The organism is Cellulosimicrobium sp. CUA-896 (genome assembly GCF_001942335.1).
In the GTDB taxonomy this organism is placed as follows: Bacteria; Actinomycetota; Actinomycetes; order Actinomycetales; family Cellulomonadaceae; genus Cellulosimicrobium.
In genome coordinates this window covers 113,843-131,993 of sequence record NZ_MKKH01000011.1, presented here as the reverse complement: position 1 = coordinate 131,993, position 18,151 = coordinate 113,843, and the positions used below count along the sequence as shown (strand labels likewise).

Genomic DNA, 18,151 nt, shown 5'->3' with positions numbered 1-18,151 from the left:
TGCCCCATCTTGCACGACGACGCGCGGTTGCGCGAGGGATCGCGCGCGGCGCGCCGCCGCGTCCACCCGGCGGCGCGGGTCACAGGTGCGCGCGCAGCTCCCGCATCGCCTTCTTGCGCACGGAGCGGTCGAGGCGGTCGAGGTAGAGCATCCCGTCGAGGTGGTCGCACTCGTGCTGCAGGCAGCGCGCCATGAGCTCGGTGCCCTCGACGACGACCTCGTTGCCGTCGAGGTCGGTGCCCACGACGCGCGCGTACCAGGCACGTCGCGTCGGGAACCACAGCTCGGGCACCGAGAGACATCCCTCGTCGCCGTCCTGGTAGTCGTCGGACAGCTCGACGATGCGGGGGTTGAGCACGTACCCGATCTCGTCGTCGATGTTCCACGAGAAGGCGCGGAGGTTGACCCCGATCTGGTTGGCGGCGAGACCCGCGCGACCCTCGTGGTCCACCGTCTCGACGAGGTCGGCGACCAGGGAGCGCACGCGGTCGTCGACCGTGGTGATCTCGTCGCACGGCGTCCGGAGCACGGGGTCGGGGATGGTGCGGATCTCTCTCATCGCCATGCCCCGCATTCTTCCACGGTCGGCCCGCCGGACGGCGTCCGGCGGGCGCGGCCGGACCGGGGTGCGCGTCACATGCGCGCGTAGCGCGCGCGGGCGAACGAGTACAGGCCGTAGGCGGCGAAGCCGACGCCGACCGCGACGAGCAGGACCGCGCCGTAGGGCTGCGACGCCATGGTCGCGAAGGCGGCGTCGAGGCCGCCCGCCTGCTGCGGGTCGGACTGCACCGCGGCCACGACGAAGAGCGCGCCGAGCACGCCGAGGGCGACGCCCTTGGCGACGTAGCCCGCGCGGCCGAGGACGACGACCGCGCGGCCGAGGTGCCCGCTCGTGCCGCCCTTCAGGTCCTCGAGGAACTTCTCCCGCCAGCCCTTGACGACGTGGTAGACGCCCCCGGCGACGATCCCGACGCCGACCGCCCCGACGAGCAGCTTGCCCGCCGGGTTCTGCATGAGCGTCGCCGTCATGCTCTGCTCCTGGCCCGAGCCGCCGGACGAGCCGCTGACCACCTGGAGGGCCAGGACGCCGAGGGCGACGTAGAGCACGGCCTTGCCGGCGGCCTTGAGGCGGTCGGCGGTCTCGGACGCGCCGCTGACCGCCACCGTGAGCTGCCAGATCCCGAGCGCGGCGAACGCCACGACGGCGAACCACAGGAGCGCCGTACCGCCGGGCGTCCCGGCGATGGCCGAGAGCGCGCCCGTCTGGTCGGCCTGCTCGCTCGACGCCGAGCCGGTGGCGACCTGCACGGCGATGACCCCGACGACGAGGTGCAGCAGCCCGCTCACCGCGTACCCGCCTCGCGCGAGCAGCTCCAGGGTCCTGCTGCTGCGGGCGGACCGGGCCGCTCCCCTGCCTGCCGAGCTCGCCGTGGCCGCCATGGTGCTCCTTCGGGTCGGGTGCCGTGGGCGCCGCCGGGTTCTCCGGGGGCCGCTGTGCCCGGCCACTGTGCCAGCCCGGCGGGCGGCGTGCATGTCGGACATCGGCGCCCGGGGAACGCACATCACGATTTGGTAACGTGCGGCGGATGCCCCGCACCTCTCCGCGTCTCGCCGCGCTCGACGGACTCCGGTTCGCCGCCGCGGCAGCCGTGCTCCTCTACCACTTCGTCGCCGTCAACCACCACGCCTGGGGGCTCCGGACGGACGAGGCGATGCCGGGGGTGCAGCAGGTGGCGGCGTTCGGGTCGTTCGGCGTCCAACTGTTCTTCGTCATCAGCGGCTTCGTCATCCTCATGACGGCATGGGGGCGCGACGTGCAGGCCTTCGTCGCCTCGCGGGCAGGGCGGCTGCTCCCCGCGTACTGGGCGTCGGTCCTGCTGGTGCTCGTGCTGCTCGTGCTCGTCGTGCCCGGTCGGCGCGACATCGACGTGCCCCAGGCGGTCCTCAACCTCACGATGGTGCAACGGGCGTTCGGCGTCGAGGACGTCGAGGCCGTCTACTGGACGCTCTGGTCGGAGCTGCGGTTCTACGTCCTCGTCGGCGTCCTCGTCGGCGTGGGTCTGACGCGCGGTCGCCTGCTCGCGTTCGTCACGCTCTGGCCGGTCGCGGGCGCGATCGCCACGCAGAGCGGCTCGCACGTCGTCGCGAACGTCCTCGTCGCCGCGGACGCGCCGCTCTTCGCCGGCGGGATGGTGCTGTACCTGCTCGCGCGCGCGCCGCGCTCACCGGTCCTGTGGCTCGCGCTCGGGCTGAACATGGCGCTCGCCGCGGCGCACTCCGGGCGGATCCAGGCGGTGCGGATCGAGAACAGCACGGACCTCGTGCTCGGCCCGGCGACGTACTGGGTGGCGATCGTCGCGTGCTTCGCGCTCGTCGCTGCCGTGACGCTCACGCCGCTCGCCCGGGTCCCGTGGGGATGGCTCACCACGCTCGGGGCGCTCACGTACCCGTTGTACCTCGTGCACTCGTCGTGGGGCCGGTGGGTCATCGAGTCCCTGCACCCCTACCTGCCCGCCTGGGCGACGCTCGCCGTCGCCACGGCGGTGTGCCTCGGGCTCGCGGTCGCGCTCCACCGCTTCGTCGAGCGCCCGCTCGGTCCGCGGCTGCGCCGGGCGGTCGAGCGCGACCTGAGGCGTGGCGCGGAGTCCGGGACGGTCGACGGCGCTCAGCCGGCACCCGCGGTGCCGGCAGCCTCGCCCGTCAGGTAGTCGCGCAGCACGACGGCCTGGTTCTCGGTCGCGTCCCGCGCGCCGTACAGGAGGGTCACGACGGCGTGCCCGGCCACGGCGTGGCGCAGCTCCGCGACCGCCGGGTTGTCGTCGAGCTGGGCTCGGTAGCGGCGCGCGAACTCGGCGAAGGGCGGGCTCTCGTGGTGGAACCAGCGCCGCAGCTCGTCCGACGGCGCGACCTCCTTGAGCCACAGGTCCGCCCGGGCGCGCTCCTTGCTCACCCCGCGCGGCCACAGGCGGTCGACGAGCACGCGGAACCCGTCGTCGGCGGCGGCGTCGTCGTAGACACGCTTGGTGCGGACCTCCATGGCCCCATGACACCGCGCCGCCCGACCCGGCGCACCCGGACCGCCACGGGCCGGGCGATATGCTCTCGGCGCGCCCCGTTAGCTCAGCTGGTCAGAGCAGGAGACTCATAATCTCTCGGTCGCGGGTTCAAGTCCTGCACGGGGCACCACGCCGTCCGCGCCTCGGCAGCGGCTACCGTGGGGCCGTGTCCTGGTTCCGTCGCCCGTCGCTGCCCGACGACGTCCGTCGCGCACTCCACCTGCCCGCCGGCGATCGCGTCCTCGCGTCGGCGGAGCTCCGGGACGGCTCCTGGGCGGTGGCCACGCGCGGGTCGCTCGTGACGAGCGACCCGACCGGGCGGGCCGTCGTCGCGCGCCCGTGGTCCGACGTCGACCGCGCCTCCTACGCGCCCGAAGCGTCGACGATCACGGTCACGTGGGTCGACGGCACCCCGCCCCTGGCGCTGCACCTCGTCGACCCGCGCCGCAGCGGGCTCGTGCCGACCCTGCGCGAGCGGGTGCAGTCCTCGGTGGTGCTCGCGGAGACCGTGACGTTCGCCGCAGGACGGACCGCTCGCGTCGCCGTGCGGCGCGACCGGGACGGCGCGCTGTTCTCCCAGGTGGTCGCCGAGCCCGGCGTCGACCTGCACGACCCCGAGGTCGCCGCGCGTGTCGACGCGGCCGAGGGCCGGGTGCGGTCGCGTCCGGACTACCCCTCTGAGCCTGCTAGAGTTCTTCCCGGCCGCCACGGTGACGCCGTGGCCGATCCCGCGTAGCTCAGCTGGCAGAGCATCCGACTGTTAATCGGACGGTCGTAGGTTCAAGTCCTACCGCGGGAGCCCGCTGACGAAGAGCCCGGAACCACTGGTTCCGGGCTCTTCGCATGTCCGGAGTCCCGTCGCGCTCCCGCCGCGGCTCGGCGTCAGGCGACGTCGCCCTCGCGCAGCGTGCGCCGCTCGGCCTCGAGCGCGAGCAGATGCGCGAACGCCGCCTGGTACCCGTCGGTGTCGGCGGACGGGTCGAGACGCTGCAGGCGGCTCTTCGCGTCGGCGATGCGCCGCGTGAGGCCCAGGTCGACGAGCCCGCGCACCACGCCGGCCACGTAGCCGCCGACGACGTTCTCGCGGTCCTCGGGCAACGGCGCCACGGCGAGCTGCGTGACGAGCGCGCGGACCGGCTCGGCAGCCTGCTCGGCGACGGCCTCGACCCAGCGGCTCGCGCCGAGCGGGACGCCCTCCCGCACTCCCCCGGCCGCGCGGATCGCGGCGTGGACGGCCTGCCACGCGGGTACGGAGAACGCGTCCTCGCCGAGCGTGTCGAACAGCGCCGGGACGTGCTGCGGGTACTGCAGGACCGCGACGAGCGCGAGCCGCTCGCGCCGCGCGACCGGATCGCGGGGGTCGGGCGCGGGGAGCGCCGGGGCGGACGGGGCGTCGTCCGCCGGACCGGTCCGGGCGTCGTCGGACCCGGGTCGCGAGGACCGCACGGGCCCCGGTGTCGTCCGACGGCTCGCGGCCGCGATCTCCTTGCGGACGCGGTCCGTGTCCATCCCGATCCAGCCGGCGAGCAGGCGCGCGTACTCGGGCCGCAGCGCCGCGTCCCGGATCCCCGCGACGATCGGCGCGGCGGCGCGCAGCGCACCGACGCGTCCCTCGGCGGTGTCCAGGTCGAACGAGTCCAGGGTCGTGCGGACCACGAACTCGAACAGCGGCTGGCGCCCGTCGACGAGCGCGCGCACCGCCTCCGGGCCGCGCGCCATGCGCAGGTCGCACGGGTCCATGCCGCTCGGCTCGACGGCGACGAACGTCTGCGCGTAGAAGCGCTGGTCCTCGCCGAACGCGCGCACGGCGGCCTTCTGCCCGGCGGCGTCGCCGTCGAACGTGAAGATGACCTCGCCGCCCACCGACGCGCCGGACGCGAGCTGCAGCCCGCCCCCCGCGGTCGTGTCGCCGAGGAGCCGCCGGACGATGCGGGCGTGGTCGGTGCCGAACGCGGTGCCGCACGTCGCGACGGCGGTCGTCACGCCGGACAGGTGGGCCGCCATGACGTCGGTGTACCCCTCGACGACGACGACCCGCTTCTGCTTCGCGATCTCCCGCTTGGCCTGGTCGATGCCGTAGAGCACCTGCGACTTCTTGTAGAGCGACGTCTCGGGGGTGTTGAGGTACTTCGGGCCCTGGTCCTCGTCGTACAGGCGGCGCGCGCCGAACCCGACGATCTCGCCCGTCACGTCGCGGATCGGCCACATCAGCCGGCCGCGGAACCGGTCGTAGATCCCCCGCTGGCCCTGGCTCATCAGGCCCGACGCGACGAGCTCGGCCTGCGTGAACCCGCGGCCCTGGAGATGGCGCTGCAGGTTGTCCCACCCGGTGGGCGCGTATCCCACCCCGAAGCGTTCGGCGTCCGCCCGGTCAAAGCTGCGCTCGGCGAGGAAGGCGCGCGCGGCGCCCGCCCCCGGGGCCACGAGCTGCTCGGCGTAGTACTGCGCGGCGACGCGGTGCGCCTCGAGCAGCCGCTGGCGCCGCCCGGGCTCCTCGCGCGGGCGCGGCGCACCGCCACCGCGACCCGACTCCTCGTAGCGCAGCTGGATGCCGACCCGGTCCGCGAGGTACTCGACGGCGTCGGTGAACGTCAGGCCGTCGACCTTCTGCACGAACGAGATGACGTCGCCGCCCTCGCCGCAGCCGAAGCAGTGCCACCGGCCGACGCCGGGCCGGACGTGGAACGACGGCGTGCGCTCGTCGTGGAAGGGGCACAGGCCCTTCATCGACCCGACGCCCGCCGGCTTGAGGGTGACGTGCGCGGAGACGATCTCGTCGATCCGTGCGCGGTCGCGGACGGCGTCCACGTCCTCACGTCGGATCAGGCCAGCCACGAGCCGAGTCTATGCGTCCGCGCCACCTCCGGCGGGCGCCCTGTGCAGGGCCGTCAGCAGCGCGTCGCGCGACGCGGCGCACCGGCGCGCGTAGGCGCCGGGAGTGGTCCCCGTGGCGCGGAGGAAGTCGGTGCCGAGGTGCGCCTGGTCGTAGTAGCCGACCGCCGTCGCGAGCGCCGCGAGGTCCTGGCCCGGGTCGGCGGCCAGCAGGTCCGCCGCGAGGTGCACCCGGTGGCGCTGCAGCACCCACTTGGGGCTCACGCCGACGTAGCGGGCGAACAGCCGCTGCAGCGAGCGCGGCGAGGAGCCCGTCACCGCGGCGAGGTCGCCGACCCCGCCACCGGGGCCGACCTCGCCGGCGACGAGCGCGGCGAACGTGGCACGCACCTGACCCAGGTCGCGGACCGCGCGCGAGGTGCGCGCGGCCGCGGCGCGCGCACGCAACGGGTGCTCGACGACCTCCACCGCGGCTCGGAGGTCGCCGGCGCCCGCGAGGGCGAGCGCGCGTCGTCCTGCCTCGCCCGCCGCGGGGCCGAGGAAGACCGAGGCGGCGACCCGCACACCCGGCCGCACCGCGTCGGGCGACCCGAGCAGCACGCGGAACGCGCCGGGCCGCAGCTTGGTGCCGACGACGGCGCCGGAACCGCCCAGCGTGCGCTCGAACAGGCCGGGCGGGATCCCGTGCGCCGCGTAGCCGGACGTCTCGGCGACGACGTTGGCGACCGGGTGCGGCACGAGCACCTGGGTGAAGGTCTCGCCCGGCGGCAGGTCCCAGCGCACCACCCAGTGACGCTCGACGACGTCGGCGAGGTCGGGCGACGGGTCGAGGCGCTCGAGCGCGAAGCCGCGCCGGGCGCCGGCCGGGTCCACGATCCCGCGCAGCGAGGTGGTCGCGCCGTCCGAGCCGCCCGTCCTGTCCGTGCCGCCCGTGCCGCCGCCCGCACCGCTCCCGCGTTCGAACACCTGTCGCATTCCTCCAAGACTGGCACCGGGTGCCGACACGAGCATGGTGCCACCCGGGACGGACCCGGGCGCGCGCGGACCGGGACGGACCGGGCGCCCGTGGACACCGGAGGACACCATGGAGATGTCGGCGCTGCACCCCAACGTCACGGTCAGCGGGGCGCGACAGGCGATCGCGTTCTACGAGGCGGCGCTCGGCGCCGAGGTGATCGACACGATCACCTCGGGCGACGCCGTGATCCACTCGGACCTGCGCCTGCGGTCGGCCGCGGGGACGTCGACGTTCACGGTCGCGGAGGCCTTCCCCCCGGACTCGGCCGCGCCCGAGCCGGGCGAGCCCACGCACGCGTCGTTCACCGTGCCCGTCGCGGACACCGACGCCGCGTGGCGGCGGGCGGTCGACGCCGGGGCGACCTCGCTCACGGAGCCGGCCGACTGGTTCGAGGGCTTCCGGCAGGCCGCCGTCCGCGACCCGTTCGGCCACCGCTGGTACTTCGCGACGGTCGCCGACTCGGTGACGCCGGCGGACGTGCAGCGGGCGAGCGACGCGTGGGCGGCCGAGCGCGCCGACGCCTGAGCGGTCAGGCCGGTGGCCGCACGAGGCGCGCGTGCAGCTGCATCGCGGACACGTCGGTGAGCGACGCGACCTGGTCGACCACCACGCGCAGGCGCGCGGCGTCGTCGGCCGCCTCGTCCCAGTCCGCCGCGAACGACGGCTCGAGCGCGATCGGCGCCCGGTCGGCCAGCACGTGCACGAGGTCGGCGATCACCTCGCGCTGCCGCTGGTAGAGCGGCTCCTGCTCGCGCGGCGCCATGACGTACGCCACGGCGATCCCTTTGAGCACGAGGATCTCCGCGACCGTCTCGTCGGGGACCACGAGGCGTGCGGCGTAGCGCGTGAGCGGCCCGTCGCCGTACACGTCGCGCGTCGCCTCCTGGGCGGCACCGGTGAACCGGCCGATGAGCTGGCTCGTCGCGTCCTTGAGGGCCGACAGCGCGCGGCGCGACCCGTCGAACCCCGTCACGAGGTGGCCGGTCTTCTGCAGGCGCTCGATCGCGCCCTCGAGCGCGGCCTCGTCCTGCGCGGCGCCGTACCAGGCGTGGACGGCGCGCACGACGCGGTCGCGCTCGTCCGCGTCGTCGAGCACCGCGAGCTCGAGGCGCCCGCCGACGACCGCGTCCTCGACGTCGTGGACCGAGTACGACACGTCGTCGGCCAGGTCCATGACCTGCGCCTCGAGACACTTGACCTGGCGGGGTGCGCCGGCGCGCAGCCAGTCGAACGCCGGTCGGTCGTCCTCGTAGACGCCGAACTTGTGGGTCGCGCGCCCGTCGGCCCGGGTCGGCCCCTCCCCCGCGCCCCACGGGTACTTCACGCTCGCGTCGAGGCTCGCGCGCGTGAGGTTGAGCCCGACGGCGCGCCCGTCGTCGGTCACGACCTTCGGTTCCAGACGGGTCAGCAGACGCAGCGTCTGGGCGTTGCCCTCGAACCCGCCGATGTCGACGGACAGGTCCGCGAGCGCGCGCTCGCCGTTGTGGCCGAAGGGCGGGTGCCCGAGGTCGTGCGCGAGGCACGCGGTGTCGACGACGTCCGGGTCGCAGCCGAGGGCCTTGCCGATCTCGCGTCCGACCTGCGCGACCTCGAGCGTGTGGGTCAGCCGGGTGCGGACGAAGTCGTCGCTGCCCGGCCCCAGCACCTGGGTCTTGGCGCCGAGACGTCGCAGCGCCGACGAGTGCACGATGCGGGCGCGGTCGCGCTCGAACGGGCTGCGCGCGCGGGACTTGGGCGCCTCGACGTACCACCGCTCGGTGTCGGCGTCGGTGTAGGACGCCGTCCCCTCCTCGCCCGGGGCCGGCCGCGGGACCGTCCCGACCACGGCGGCGTCGAACGAACCCTGCTCGAAGGTCTGCACGGGCTCAGCGTAGCGAGACGGTGGGGGCCGCCGGTCCCCCGCGCGCGCCGCGGACCGTCGACGGGTGCACGGACCGTGGCGGGCGTACTCTCGCGGCATGAGCGCCACGCACGCGCTGGAGCTGCGGGTCGTCAGCGTCGACGACGTCGTGGAGGTCGTCCCGTACGTCGACGGTCGCTCGCTGGTGGCGCTCGTCGGAGCGGTGGAGTCGGCCCACGGGTACACGCCGGCCGGCGGGTACGGGGGCGTCGTCCCGGCGCTGTTCCGGTACGGTCCGGCGGAGCACCAGTGGTACGGGCTCGGACACGGGCCGTCGGGCGGACGGGCGTGGGTGCTCGCGTGCGACTGCCACGAGGCGGGCTGCTGGCCGTTCGAGGTGACGGTCCGCGCGGACGAGCGGACGGTCCGCTGGGAGGACCCGACGCAGCCCTACCGGCCGGAGTGGGACTACTCGTCGCTCGGGACCCTCACGTTCGACCGCGCCCGGTACGACGAGGCGGTCGCCCGCGTGACCCACCTCTTCCGGTGACTCGCGCCGCCGTCGGCGCCGCCACGCTCAGCCCTTGACGGAGCCGGCGGTCAGCCCGCCCACGATGTACTTCTGGAGGTACAGGAACAGGGCGAGCACGGGCAGTGCCGAGATGACCGCGCCGGCCGTGAACAGGCCCCAGTTCGCCTCGCGCAACGACGACACCCAGCCGTACAGGCCGACGGCGAGCGTCCACCGGCTCTCCGACGACAGCACGACGCGCGCGACGATGAACTCGCCGAACGTGCTGATGAACGACAGCAGGGCCACGACCGCGAGGATCGGCGCGACGAGGCGCAGGATGATCGTCCAGTAGATCTGGGCGTGCGTGGCGCCGTCGAGCTTGGCGGCCTCGTCGAGCTCGCGCGGCACGGTGTTGAAGAACCCGTACATGAGGAACGTGTTCACGCCGAGCGCGCCGCCGAGGTACACGGCGACGAGCGCGACCTTGCTGTCGAGCCCGAGGGCGGGGACGACGTCGCCGAGACCGAGCAGGAGCAGGAAGATCGCCACGAAGGCGAGCATCTGCGGGAACATCTGCAGCACGAGCAGGGACGTGAGACCGGCACGACGGCCGGTGAACCGGAAGCGCGAGAACGCGTAGGCCGCAGCGGCTCCCATGAGCACGGTACCCACGGACGTGGCGACCGCGACGACGATCGTGTTGACGGTCCACGTCCAGAACATCGTTGCGCCGAGCTGGGCGTAGTTCGCCGTGCTCACGTCGGCGAACAGCGTGTTCGAGCCCGTCAGCGTGCCGTTCTCGGACAGCGAGGCCGAGAGCACGTACACGAGCGGGAACGCGGCGTAGACGACCGCGACGACGCCGACGACGTGGCGCCAGCCGAGCTCGGAGAACCAGCGGCCGGGGCTGCGGCGGCGCCGTTCCGTCGCGGCCGCCGGGAGACGCCCGCCGAGGGCGGGAGGTGCTGCGGTGGTCGCCATGTCAGCTGATCTCCTCGAACGAGCGGGTGGCGCGGAACGCGAGGGCGGAGATGGTCCCGACGATGAGGAACACGACGATCGACAGCGCGCTCGCGAGACCGAAGCCTTCGGCGCCGACCCGTCGACGCCGGAGACGGAGTAGACCATCGAGATGAGGATGTCGGTGTGCCCCAGCGGCACCGACGCGTCGTCGAAGCGCGGTCCGCCCCCGGTGAGCATGTAGATGAGCGTGAAGTTGTTGAAGTTGAAGGCGAACGACGAGATGAGCAGCGGCGCCGTCGCGACGAGGAGCAGCGGCAGCGTGATCGACCGCCAGGTGCGCCATCGCCCCGCGCCGTCGATCCGCGCCGCCTCCATGCGTCCGACGGCAGCGACTGGAGCGCACCCGTGCAGATGAGGAACATGTACGGGAAGCCGAGCCAGAGGTTCACGCCCAGCACCGCGAGCTTGGCGAGCCACGGGTCGGTGAGCCACGGGATCTCCGCGCCACCGAGCAGCACGTCGTTGACGAACCCGAACCGGGTGTTGAGCAGCCCGGACCACAGCAGCGCGGCCAGGAACCCGGGGATCGCGTACGGCAGGATCATGAGCGTCCGGTAGAACCGGCGGCCGCGCAGGCGCACGTCGAACGTGATCGCGAGGAAGAGCCCGAGCAGGAACGTCGTCGCGACGGACCCGACGGCGAACACGAACGTCCACACGAGGATCGCCAGGAACGGCTCCGCGTAGCGGCTGTCGCCGAACGCCGTCGTGAAGTTGTCGAACCCGACGGGCACGCGCCAGCCGACCGCGAGCGTCGTGCCGTCCTGCGCCTCGAACTGACCCTCGTCGTTCGGTGCGTAGACCGTGCCGGTCGTCGTGTCGGTCAGGGTGTCCGCCGCGGCGTCGTGCTCGAGCGTCGACAGGTAGACGTACCCCGTCCGGGCGTCGGTGGTGCGGACCGAGCCGTCCTCCGGGTCGTCGGAGACGGGGACCCGCAGGTCGGTGACCTCGCCCTGGCGCTGGAGCACCTGGTCGCGCGGCAGCACCTCGTACCCGGGCACGGCGGTGACGCGGTCGTCCTCGACGGTCGCGCCGTCGGCGGCCGCGAGCGGGTCGTCCGCGGTGCCGACCTCGACGCCGTCCTCGGTGACGACGGCGAACCCGAGCTCGTCGCCGTCGGCCACGACGGTCAGGGGCACGGACGCCGACCCCTCGACGCGGCGCTCGTTCTGGACCAGGAGCGCGGAGACCGCCTGCTCCTTCGTGGTGTTGTGCCCCGTGCCGTAGTTCGTGAACGCGACGTAGCCGGTGTAGGCGACCACGAAGACCTGGTACACGAGGAGGAAGACCAGCCCGGGCAGGACGTACTTCAGGGGCAGGGCGCGCCGCGAGAAGTACGCCCAGTTGGCCACGAGGAGCAGCACGAGGGTCGCGGCCAGGACGCCGTACGACGACGACTGCCACGCCGACCACACGACGTACACGCCGAACGCGTCGACGACGGCCATGAGCACGAGCTTGGCGACGAAGCCCGGTCCGTAGTCGCGGGCGTGCGACGCGTCCCGCGCACGGGGCGGGCGTCCTCGCCCGGGTCCCGGGCCCGGGCGGCCCGGGGCGTCGACGCCCGTGGCGTCGGCCGTGGTCTGAGGGGCGGACATCGTGGTGCCTCCGTGGTGGTCCGACGCGGCGGCGGCGCCGCGTCACGAGGGTCGTGCGCCGCCCCGGTCGAGGAGCGGCAGGCCGCGGCGTCGCCGGGGGCGGGGCTGGGCCCGCCCCCGACGACGCGCGCCCGCGGTCAGGACTCGATCGCGCCCTGGATGTCCGCGATCATCTTGTCCCACGTCGCCACGGGGTCGGCCCCGCTGACGATCGCGGCCTCGGTCACGCCCCAGAAGCTCCAGACGGACGCCATCTCCGGGATCGACGGCATCGGCACCGCCTCGGCCCCGACCTCGCGGAAGCCGGCCACGATCTCGTCCTCCGCGGACGCCGCGTCGGCGGCGGCCGTCAGCGCCGGCGGACGGTTGCCCGCCTCGTAGAGCGCGAGCTGCGCCTCCTCGGTCGACAGGAAGTTGACGAGGAAGTCGTTCGCGACGATCGCGTTCTCGCTCTCGGCGCTGAGGTAGAAGCCCTGCACGCCGACGAACGGCTGCGCGGGCTGGTCACCGGCTGCCGGGACCGGGTCGATCGCCAGGTCGAGGCCCTCGAACGACTCGATCATCCACGGACCGCCGACGATGAACGGCGACTGGCCGTTCGCGAACGCCTCGACGGCGATGTCGTACGTGGTGTCCTGGCTGAGGACACCCGCGGCGCCTGCGCGGCGAGCCACTGCGCGTACGCCTGGCCCTCCGGACCGCCCATCGCGAGCTCGGACGAGTAGCTGCCGTCCTCGTTCTGCGTGAACACGGGCGCGCCGAACGACGTCTGGAACGGGTAGTGCGTGTACGGGTCGCCCTTGTCGCCGTCGGACTGCACGAGGACGGGGAACTGCGTGCCGGCCGCCTGACCGGCCGCGACGGCGTCGTCCCACGTCGCGGGCGCCTCGGGCGCGAGGGCGGTGTTGCGGATGAGCGCGATGTTCTCGATCGCGTAGGGCAGGCCGTAGACCTGCCCGTCCTGGGTGAAGGCCTCGATCGAGACGTCCTCGAAGTCGCCGGCCGTGTCGCCGAGCTCGAGCGGCGCGACGACGCCGTTCGTCGTCAGCTCACCGAGCCAGTCGTGCGCGCCGACCGTGATGTCGGGGCCCTCGCCGGTGGGGACCTGGGCGAGGAAGTCGGCCCGGATGTCCTCGAAGTTCTTGAGGACGACGTCGACGGCCGTCCCCGTCTCGTCCTCGAAGGACGCTGCCGCCGCGGTCACGGCGTCCTGGCGGGTCTCGTCGACCCAGACGGTGAGGGAGCCGCCGGCAGGAGCGCTCTCCTGCGGGTCCGTCGTGGTCTCCTCGCCGGTCTCGCCGGACGAGCAGGCCGCGAGGGCGAGCGTCGTGGTCAGCGCGGCGGCAAGAACGATGCTCCGTCGCATCAGGGGCACTCCAAGCGTGTGAGGTGGGCGGCCCGCGTCGGTGCCGGGCCCTGGTGGGGATGACCGTAGAGCGGTGGGTAGCCATCGTGCAAGCCGTTGCGGTAACTTTCATGCAACGCGTTTCCACGGGCGCCGGTGCGCCCATCCGCCTCCCCCGTGCGGTTCCGGCGCGCTCGCCCGCGAGCGCGCCCATCGCCCGGACGACCAGGACGAGGAGGTCCGGTGTCACCTACGCTTCCCTCCGTGCGCACCCGTCTCAGCGATCTCGCCACCCAGGCCGGCGTCTCCACGGCGACGGTCTCGCGCGTCCTCAACGGGAAGCCGGGGGTCGCGAGCGAGACCCGCCAGGCCGTGCTCGCCGCGCTCGACGTGCTCGGCTACGAGCGCCCCTCGACGTTGCGCACCCGCTCGGCAGGCCTCGTCGGCCTCGTCGTGCCGGAGCTCACCAACCCCGTCTTCCCCGCGTTCGCGCAGACCATCGAGTCGCTGCTGTCCGAGCACGGGTACACGCCGCTGCTGTGCACGCAGTCCCCGGGCGGCACGACGGAGGACGACTACGTCGAGATGCTCATGGACCACGGGGTCGACGGCATCGTCTTCGTCTCCGGCCTCCACGCCGACACGCAGGCCGGCCACGAGCGCTACGAGCGGCTGCGCGACCGCGGCATCCCGATCGTGCTCGTCAACGGGTACGCGGCCGGCATCGACGCACCGTTCGTCTCGCCCGACGACGCGGCGAGCGTCGAGCTGTCGGTGCGCCACCTCGTGTCCCTCGGGCACCGCCGGATCGGCCTGGCGATCGGCCCGCAGCGCTTCGTCCCGGCGCGGCGCAAGGTCGACGGCTTCGTCGAGGCGCTCGTGCGTCACGGCCTCGCCGAGGACGCCGAGCGCGCGCGCGAGCACCTCGTGACCACGCTGTACACGGTCGAGGGCGGCCAGGCGGCGGGCGGCGAGCTCATCGACGCCGGCCACACCGCCATCGTGTGCGGCTCGGACCTCATGGCGCTCGGCGCGATCCGCGCCGCACGGGCCCGCGGGCTGCGCGTGCCCGACGACGTCTCGGTGGTGGGGTACGACGACTCGCCGCTGATCGGGTTCACCGACCCGCCGCTCACGACGGTCCGCCAGCCGGTGGCCGCCATGGCGCACGCGGCGATCAGCGCCCTGCTCACCGAGATCCAGGGCGGTCGCGCGCCGCGCACGGAGCTGCTGTTCCAGACCGAGCTCATCGTCCGGGACTCGACGGGGGCCGCCCCCACGAGCCCCGGCGACGGCGCGCCGCGTCCCGCCACCGCCTGACCGCTCACCGCCTGCGCCCGAACCGCCTGACCCGCCTGACCCGCCACCACGTGACCCGCGCCGCCCGGGCGCGGCATCCTGGACGTGGGTGCGCATCCCCACCCGCGCCGGCACCGGCCCCGGAGCCGCGCCCCCGACCGCACCATCCCGACGAACGACGTGAGGACCTCAGCCCCGATGTCTCGTAACGATTCGACCCTGCTCGCGACCCCCGCGGACGCCGGCGCGCTCCTCACCGCGGGCGAGCTCGTGCACGCCGGACCGGGCGAGGCGCCCGAGTGGTGGCGCGACGCGGTGATCTACCAGGTCTACCCGCGCTCCTTCGCCGACGGCGACGGCGACGGCATCGGCGACCTGCCGGGCATCACCTCGAAGCTCGACCACCTGGCGGAGCTCGGCGTCGACGCCGTGTGGCTGAGCCCGTTCTACCGCTCGCCCCAGAAGGACGCCGGCTACGACGTCGCCGACTACCGCGACGTGGACCCGCTGTTCGGCACGCTCGACGACTTCGACGAGCTGCTCGCCCAGGCCCATGCCCGGGGCATCCGCGTGATCGTCGACCTCGTGCCCAACCACACCTCCGACCAGCACGCCTGGTTCCAGGCTGCCCTCGCCGCCCCGGAGGATCGGCCGAGCGCGCCCGGTACGTCTTCCGTGAGGGCGAGGGCGAGCACGGCGAGCTGCCGCCGAACAACTGGCAGTCGATCTTCGGCGGGCCCGCGTGGACGCGCGTGACCGCCGGGCCGGGCGCGCGCCCCGTCACCGGCGCGGACGGCGAGGTCGGCGGCCAGTGGTACCTCCACCTGTTCGACTCGACGCAGCCCGACCTCGACTGGGAGAACCCCGAGGTGCGCGCCGAGTTCGAGGACGTCCTGCGCTTCTGGCTCGACAAGGGCGTGGACGGCTTCCGCATCGACGTCGCGCACGGCATGGTCAAGGCCCCCGGGCTGCCCGACTGGGACGGCAAGGTCGCGATGGTCGAGGGCACCGACGCGGGGGCGCCCGAGGACGGGTCGACCGGCGCGGGCAACTCGGGCCCGATGTTCGACCAGGACGGCGTCCACGAGATCTACCGGGCGTGGCACCGCGTGCTCGCGGGGTACGACGGCGACCGCGCCCTGGTCGCGGAGGCGTGGGTCGAGCCGTTGTCCCGTCTCGCACGGTACGTGCGCCCCGACGAGATGCACCAGGCCTTCAACTTCTCGTTCCTCACCACGCCGTGGTCGGCCGCTCCCCTGCGCACCGTGGTCGCCGCGTCGCTGCAGGCGAACGACGAGGTCGGCGCGCCGACCACGTGGGTGCTGTCGAACCACGACGTCGTGCGTCACGCCTCGCGCCTCGGGCTCGCAGACCCGGGCCTGCGGCCGAACGGGATCTTCGCGCACGAGCCGCAGCCCGACGAGGAGCTCGGTCTGCGGCGCGCCCGCGCCGCGTCGCTGCTCATGCTCGGCCTGCCCGGGTCGTCGTACCTGTACCAGGGCGAGGAGCTCGGGCTGCCCGAGCACACGACCTTGCCCGACGACGTCCGCGAGGACCCGGCGTTCTTCCGCACCCGGGGCGCCGAGGCGGGCCGCGACGGCTGCCGCGTGCCGCTCCCGTGGGAGGCCGAGGCGCCGGGCCACGGCTTCGGCCCGAGCGGGCGGACGTGGCTGCCGCAGCCGGAGTCGTACGCGCGCTACGCCGCGGACGCGCAGCGGGGCGTCGCCGGGTCGACGTACGAGACGTACCGCGCCGCGCTCGCGACGCGCCGTGCCGAGCGGCTCGGCAGCGGCACGCTCGCCTGGCTCGACGCGTACGCCGGCTCGCCGAACGTGGTCGCGTTCCGCAACCGCGACGTCGTGGTGCTCGCCAACCTCGGCACCGAGCCGGTCGTCCTGCCGCGCGGCGTCGAGGTGCTCGTCGAGTCGGGCCCGGTCGTCACCGACCGCTCGGCCGAGCCGCAGGTCCGCGTCCCGTCCGACACGACGGTCTGGCTGCGCGCCCTCTGACGTTGGTGCTCGACGGCCGGTCGCCCGCGCGGGCGGCCGGCCGTCATGGCGCGTTCGGGCCCGACGCGGGCCGGGTCGGGTCAGCCGCCCGAGACGCTCAGCTCGGCCTCGCGCAGGCGCTCGGCGAACTCGCCGTCGAGGTCGCGCGAGTCGAGCCAGCCGTACGGCAGGTGCGGCGTCTTGGGCGACCCGGCCCGGCCGCGCTGCCCCTCGGCCGGCTCGCCCGGGTAGGGCGCGTCGAGGTCGAGGTCGTCGAGCAGCGCACGCAGCTCGGCCAGCGTGGACACCATCGCGAGCGCGCGGCGCGCGTCGCCGCCGACGGGGTAGCCCTTGAGGTACCAGGCCATGTGCTTGCGCAGGTCGCGCATGCCCTTGCCCTCGTCGCCGTCGAAGTACTCGATCATCAGCTCCCCGTGGCGGTAGATCGTGTCGGCGACCTCCCGCATCCCGGGCCGCACGCGCTCCGGCCGCCCCGCGAACGCCGCGGCGAGGTCGGCGAACAGCCACGGGCGCCCCTGACAGCCGCGTCCGACGACGACGCCGTCGCACCCGGTCTCGCGGACCATCCGGACGGCGTCCTCGGCCGCCCAGATGTCGCCGTTGCCGAGCACCGGGATGCTCGTCACCGCCTCCTTGAGCCGCGCGATCGCGGACCAGTCGGCGGTGCCCGAGTAGTGCTGGGCGGCGGTGCGCGCGTGCAGCGCGACGGCGGCGACACCGAGGTCCTCCGCCACGCGGCCCGCCTCGAGGTACGTGAGGTGGTCGTCGTCGATGCCCTTGCGCATCTTCACCGTCACCGGCACACCGTGCGGGCGGGCGGCCTCGACGGCCTCGCGGACGATCGCGGCGAACAGCTCGCGCTTCCAGGGCAGCGCGGCGCCGCCGCCCTTGCGCGTCACCTTGGGGACCGGGCAGCCGAAGTTGAGGTCGACGTGGTCCGCCCGGTCCTCGGCGACGATGATGCGCACCGCCTCGCGCACGGTCGTGGGGTCGACGCCGTACACCTGGGCGGAGCGCGGCGACTCGCCCTCGTCGAACGTCACGATGCGCAGCGCCTCGGGGTTGCGCTCGACGAGCGCGCGGCTCGTGACCATCTCGGCGACGTACAGCCCCGCCCCGTGCTCGCGGCACAGCGTGCGGAAGGCGCGGTTCGTCACGCCGGCCATCGGGGCGAGCACGACCGGCGTCGCGACCGTGTGGGGACCGATGCGCAGCGGCGGCAGCACAGGGGTGGGAGCACTCACGCGCCCCATTCTCCCATCCGCCCCGCACGGGCCCGTCGAACGTTCGCCGCGCGCGCACGCCGAACTCGTGGCAGGGTTCTTCGAGTCGGCATAACGGTCGACATCCGGACGAAAGGGAACTTCATGCCTCTCTGGCTGATCCTGGTCATCGTGGGCGCCGTGCTGCTCATCCTGGGCGTGGCGATCGAGGCCGCGAAGGTGCTCCTGTGGATCGGTGTGGCGATCCTGGTCGTGAGCCTGGTGCTCGCGGTCCTGCGCCGCGGCAAGGGCGCGCTGAAGAGCTAGCGCCGCCGCAGGGGTACGTCGCGCAGCACGCGCGGACGACGACGGGGCGGGACCGCGAAGGTCCCGCCCCGTCGTCGTGCCCGCACCT

14 protein-coding genes, 2 tRNA genes and 3 pseudogenes are annotated in these 18,151 nt (G+C 74.0%); 9 read left to right on the top strand and 10 right to left on the bottom strand.

The features are described from left to right. Positions 1-79: 79 nt before the first annotated feature. Both def and BJF88_RS05175 read right to left on the bottom strand, forming a co-directional pair. Positions 80-565: a peptide deformylase gene (gene def / locus BJF88_RS05180; protein ID WP_075828009.1), complete on the bottom strand. Its 486-nt coding sequence runs from the start codon at positions 563-565 to the stop codon at positions 80-82. 68 nt (positions 566-633) lie between these two features. Then, on the bottom strand, positions 634-1,440 hold the full coding sequence (locus BJF88_RS05175) for a DUF1206 domain-containing protein (RefSeq protein ID WP_075828008.1): 807 nt from the start codon (positions 1,438-1,440) through the stop codon (positions 634-636). Positions 1,441-1,586: 146 nt separating this feature from the next. Here BJF88_RS05175 and BJF88_RS05170 point away from each other — a divergent pair, with 146 nt between their 5' ends. Beyond that, positions 1,587-2,708: an acyltransferase gene (locus BJF88_RS05170; RefSeq protein WP_075828007.1), complete on the top strand. Its 1,122-nt coding sequence runs from the start codon at positions 1,587-1,589 to the stop codon at positions 2,706-2,708. Here the strand turns inward: BJF88_RS05170 and BJF88_RS05165 are convergent. Then, the gene (locus tag BJF88_RS05165) at positions 2,666-3,037 is read right to left on the bottom strand and encodes a DUF488 domain-containing protein (protein WP_075828006.1); all 372 of its coding nucleotides are present in this window, start codon (positions 3,035-3,037) and stop codon (positions 2,666-2,668) included. The genes BJF88_RS05170 and BJF88_RS05165 overlap by 43 nt on opposite strands. Before the next feature lie 72 nt (positions 3,038-3,109). Between BJF88_RS05165 and BJF88_RS05160 the strand changes: the two genes are divergently transcribed. The 3 genes from BJF88_RS05160 to BJF88_RS05150 all read left to right on the top strand — a co-directional run bounded on the left by BJF88_RS05160 (position 3,110) and on the right by BJF88_RS05150 (position 3,855). Then, positions 3,110-3,186: transfer RNA gene (locus BJF88_RS05160), tRNA-Ile, on the top strand. 36 nt (positions 3,187-3,222) lie between these two features. Continuing rightward, complete coding sequence (locus BJF88_RS05155) at positions 3,223-3,792, top strand: hypothetical protein (RefSeq protein WP_075828005.1); 570 nt, start codon at positions 3,223-3,225, stop codon at positions 3,790-3,792. Next, a tRNA-Asn gene (locus BJF88_RS05150) sits at positions 3,783-3,855 on the top strand. The genes BJF88_RS05155 and BJF88_RS05150 overlap by 10 nt, the downstream gene beginning before the upstream one ends. A gap of 83 nt (positions 3,856-3,938) precedes the next feature. On the opposite strand, the gene dnaG is transcribed toward BJF88_RS05150, so the two are convergent. Beyond that, positions 3,939-5,891 (bottom strand): DNA primase, encoded by a 1,953-nt coding sequence (gene dnaG, locus BJF88_RS05145; protein WP_075828004.1) that lies wholly within the window; start codon positions 5,889-5,891, stop codon positions 3,939-3,941. Between the two features lie 9 nt (positions 5,892-5,900). Next, a complete protein-coding gene (locus tag BJF88_RS05140; protein ID WP_139315918.1) occupies positions 5,901-6,854 on the bottom strand; it encodes a helix-turn-helix domain-containing protein in 954 nt (317 codons plus the stop codon). A 118-nt stretch (positions 6,855-6,972) separates the two neighbouring features. On the opposite strand from BJF88_RS05140, the gene BJF88_RS05135 reads away from it, so the two are divergent. After that, positions 6,973-7,431 (top strand): VOC family protein, encoded by a 459-nt coding sequence (locus BJF88_RS05135; RefSeq protein ID WP_075828003.1) that lies wholly within the window; start codon positions 6,973-6,975, stop codon positions 7,429-7,431. Between the two features lie 4 nt (positions 7,432-7,435). On the opposite strand, the gene BJF88_RS05130 is transcribed toward BJF88_RS05135, so the two are convergent. Beyond that, positions 7,436-8,731 (bottom strand): deoxyguanosinetriphosphate triphosphohydrolase, encoded by a 1,296-nt coding sequence (locus BJF88_RS05130; protein ID WP_075828060.1) that lies wholly within the window; start codon positions 8,729-8,731, stop codon positions 7,436-7,438. Positions 8,732-8,864: 133 nt separating this feature from the next. Here BJF88_RS05130 and BJF88_RS05125 point away from each other — a divergent pair, with 133 nt between their 5' ends. Further along, positions 8,865-9,296, top strand: a complete 432-nt coding sequence (locus tag BJF88_RS05125; RefSeq protein ID WP_075828059.1) for a hypothetical protein — start codon at positions 8,865-8,867, stop codon at positions 9,294-9,296. A gap of 27 nt (positions 9,297-9,323) precedes the next feature. Here BJF88_RS05125 and BJF88_RS05120 read toward each other — a convergent pair whose 3' ends face one another. The 3 genes and pseudogenes from BJF88_RS05120 to BJF88_RS05110 all read right to left on the bottom strand — a co-directional run bounded on the left by BJF88_RS05120 (position 9,324) and on the right by BJF88_RS05110 (position 13,085). Then, positions 9,324-10,241 (bottom strand): sugar ABC transporter permease, encoded by a 918-nt coding sequence (locus BJF88_RS05120; RefSeq protein ID WP_075828002.1) that lies wholly within the window; start codon positions 10,239-10,241, stop codon positions 9,324-9,326. A 1-nt stretch (position 10,242) separates the two neighbouring features. Beyond that, a pseudogene (locus BJF88_RS05115) lies at positions 10,243-11,881 on the bottom strand (ABC transporter permease subunit). A 137-nt stretch (positions 11,882-12,018) separates the two neighbouring features. Then, positions 12,019-13,085, bottom strand: a pseudogene (locus BJF88_RS05110) (extracellular solute-binding protein). Positions 13,086-13,490: 405 nt separating this feature from the next. On the opposite strand from BJF88_RS05110, the gene BJF88_RS05105 reads away from it, so the two are divergent. Both BJF88_RS05105 and BJF88_RS05100 read left to right on the top strand, forming a co-directional pair. Then, a complete protein-coding gene (locus tag BJF88_RS05105; RefSeq protein WP_369824490.1) occupies positions 13,491-14,546 on the top strand; it encodes a LacI family DNA-binding transcriptional regulator in 1,056 nt (351 codons plus the stop codon). A 177-nt stretch (positions 14,547-14,723) separates the two neighbouring features. Next, positions 14,724-16,534, top strand: a pseudogene (locus tag BJF88_RS05100) (alpha-amylase family glycosyl hydrolase). A gap of 80 nt (positions 16,535-16,614) precedes the next feature. On the opposite strand, the gene dusB reads toward BJF88_RS05100, so the two are convergent. Next, entirely contained in the window at positions 16,615-17,787 is a 1,173-nt protein-coding gene (dusB, locus tag BJF88_RS05095) for a tRNA dihydrouridine synthase DusB (RefSeq protein ID WP_075828000.1), read from the bottom strand. A gap of 114 nt (positions 17,788-17,901) precedes the next feature. Here dusB and BJF88_RS19890 point away from each other — a divergent pair, with 114 nt between their 5' ends. Next, positions 17,902-18,063, top strand: a complete 162-nt coding sequence (locus BJF88_RS19890; RefSeq protein WP_187346195.1) for a hypothetical protein — start codon at positions 17,902-17,904, stop codon at positions 18,061-18,063. The last annotated feature ends 88 nt before the right edge of the window (positions 18,064-18,151 follow it).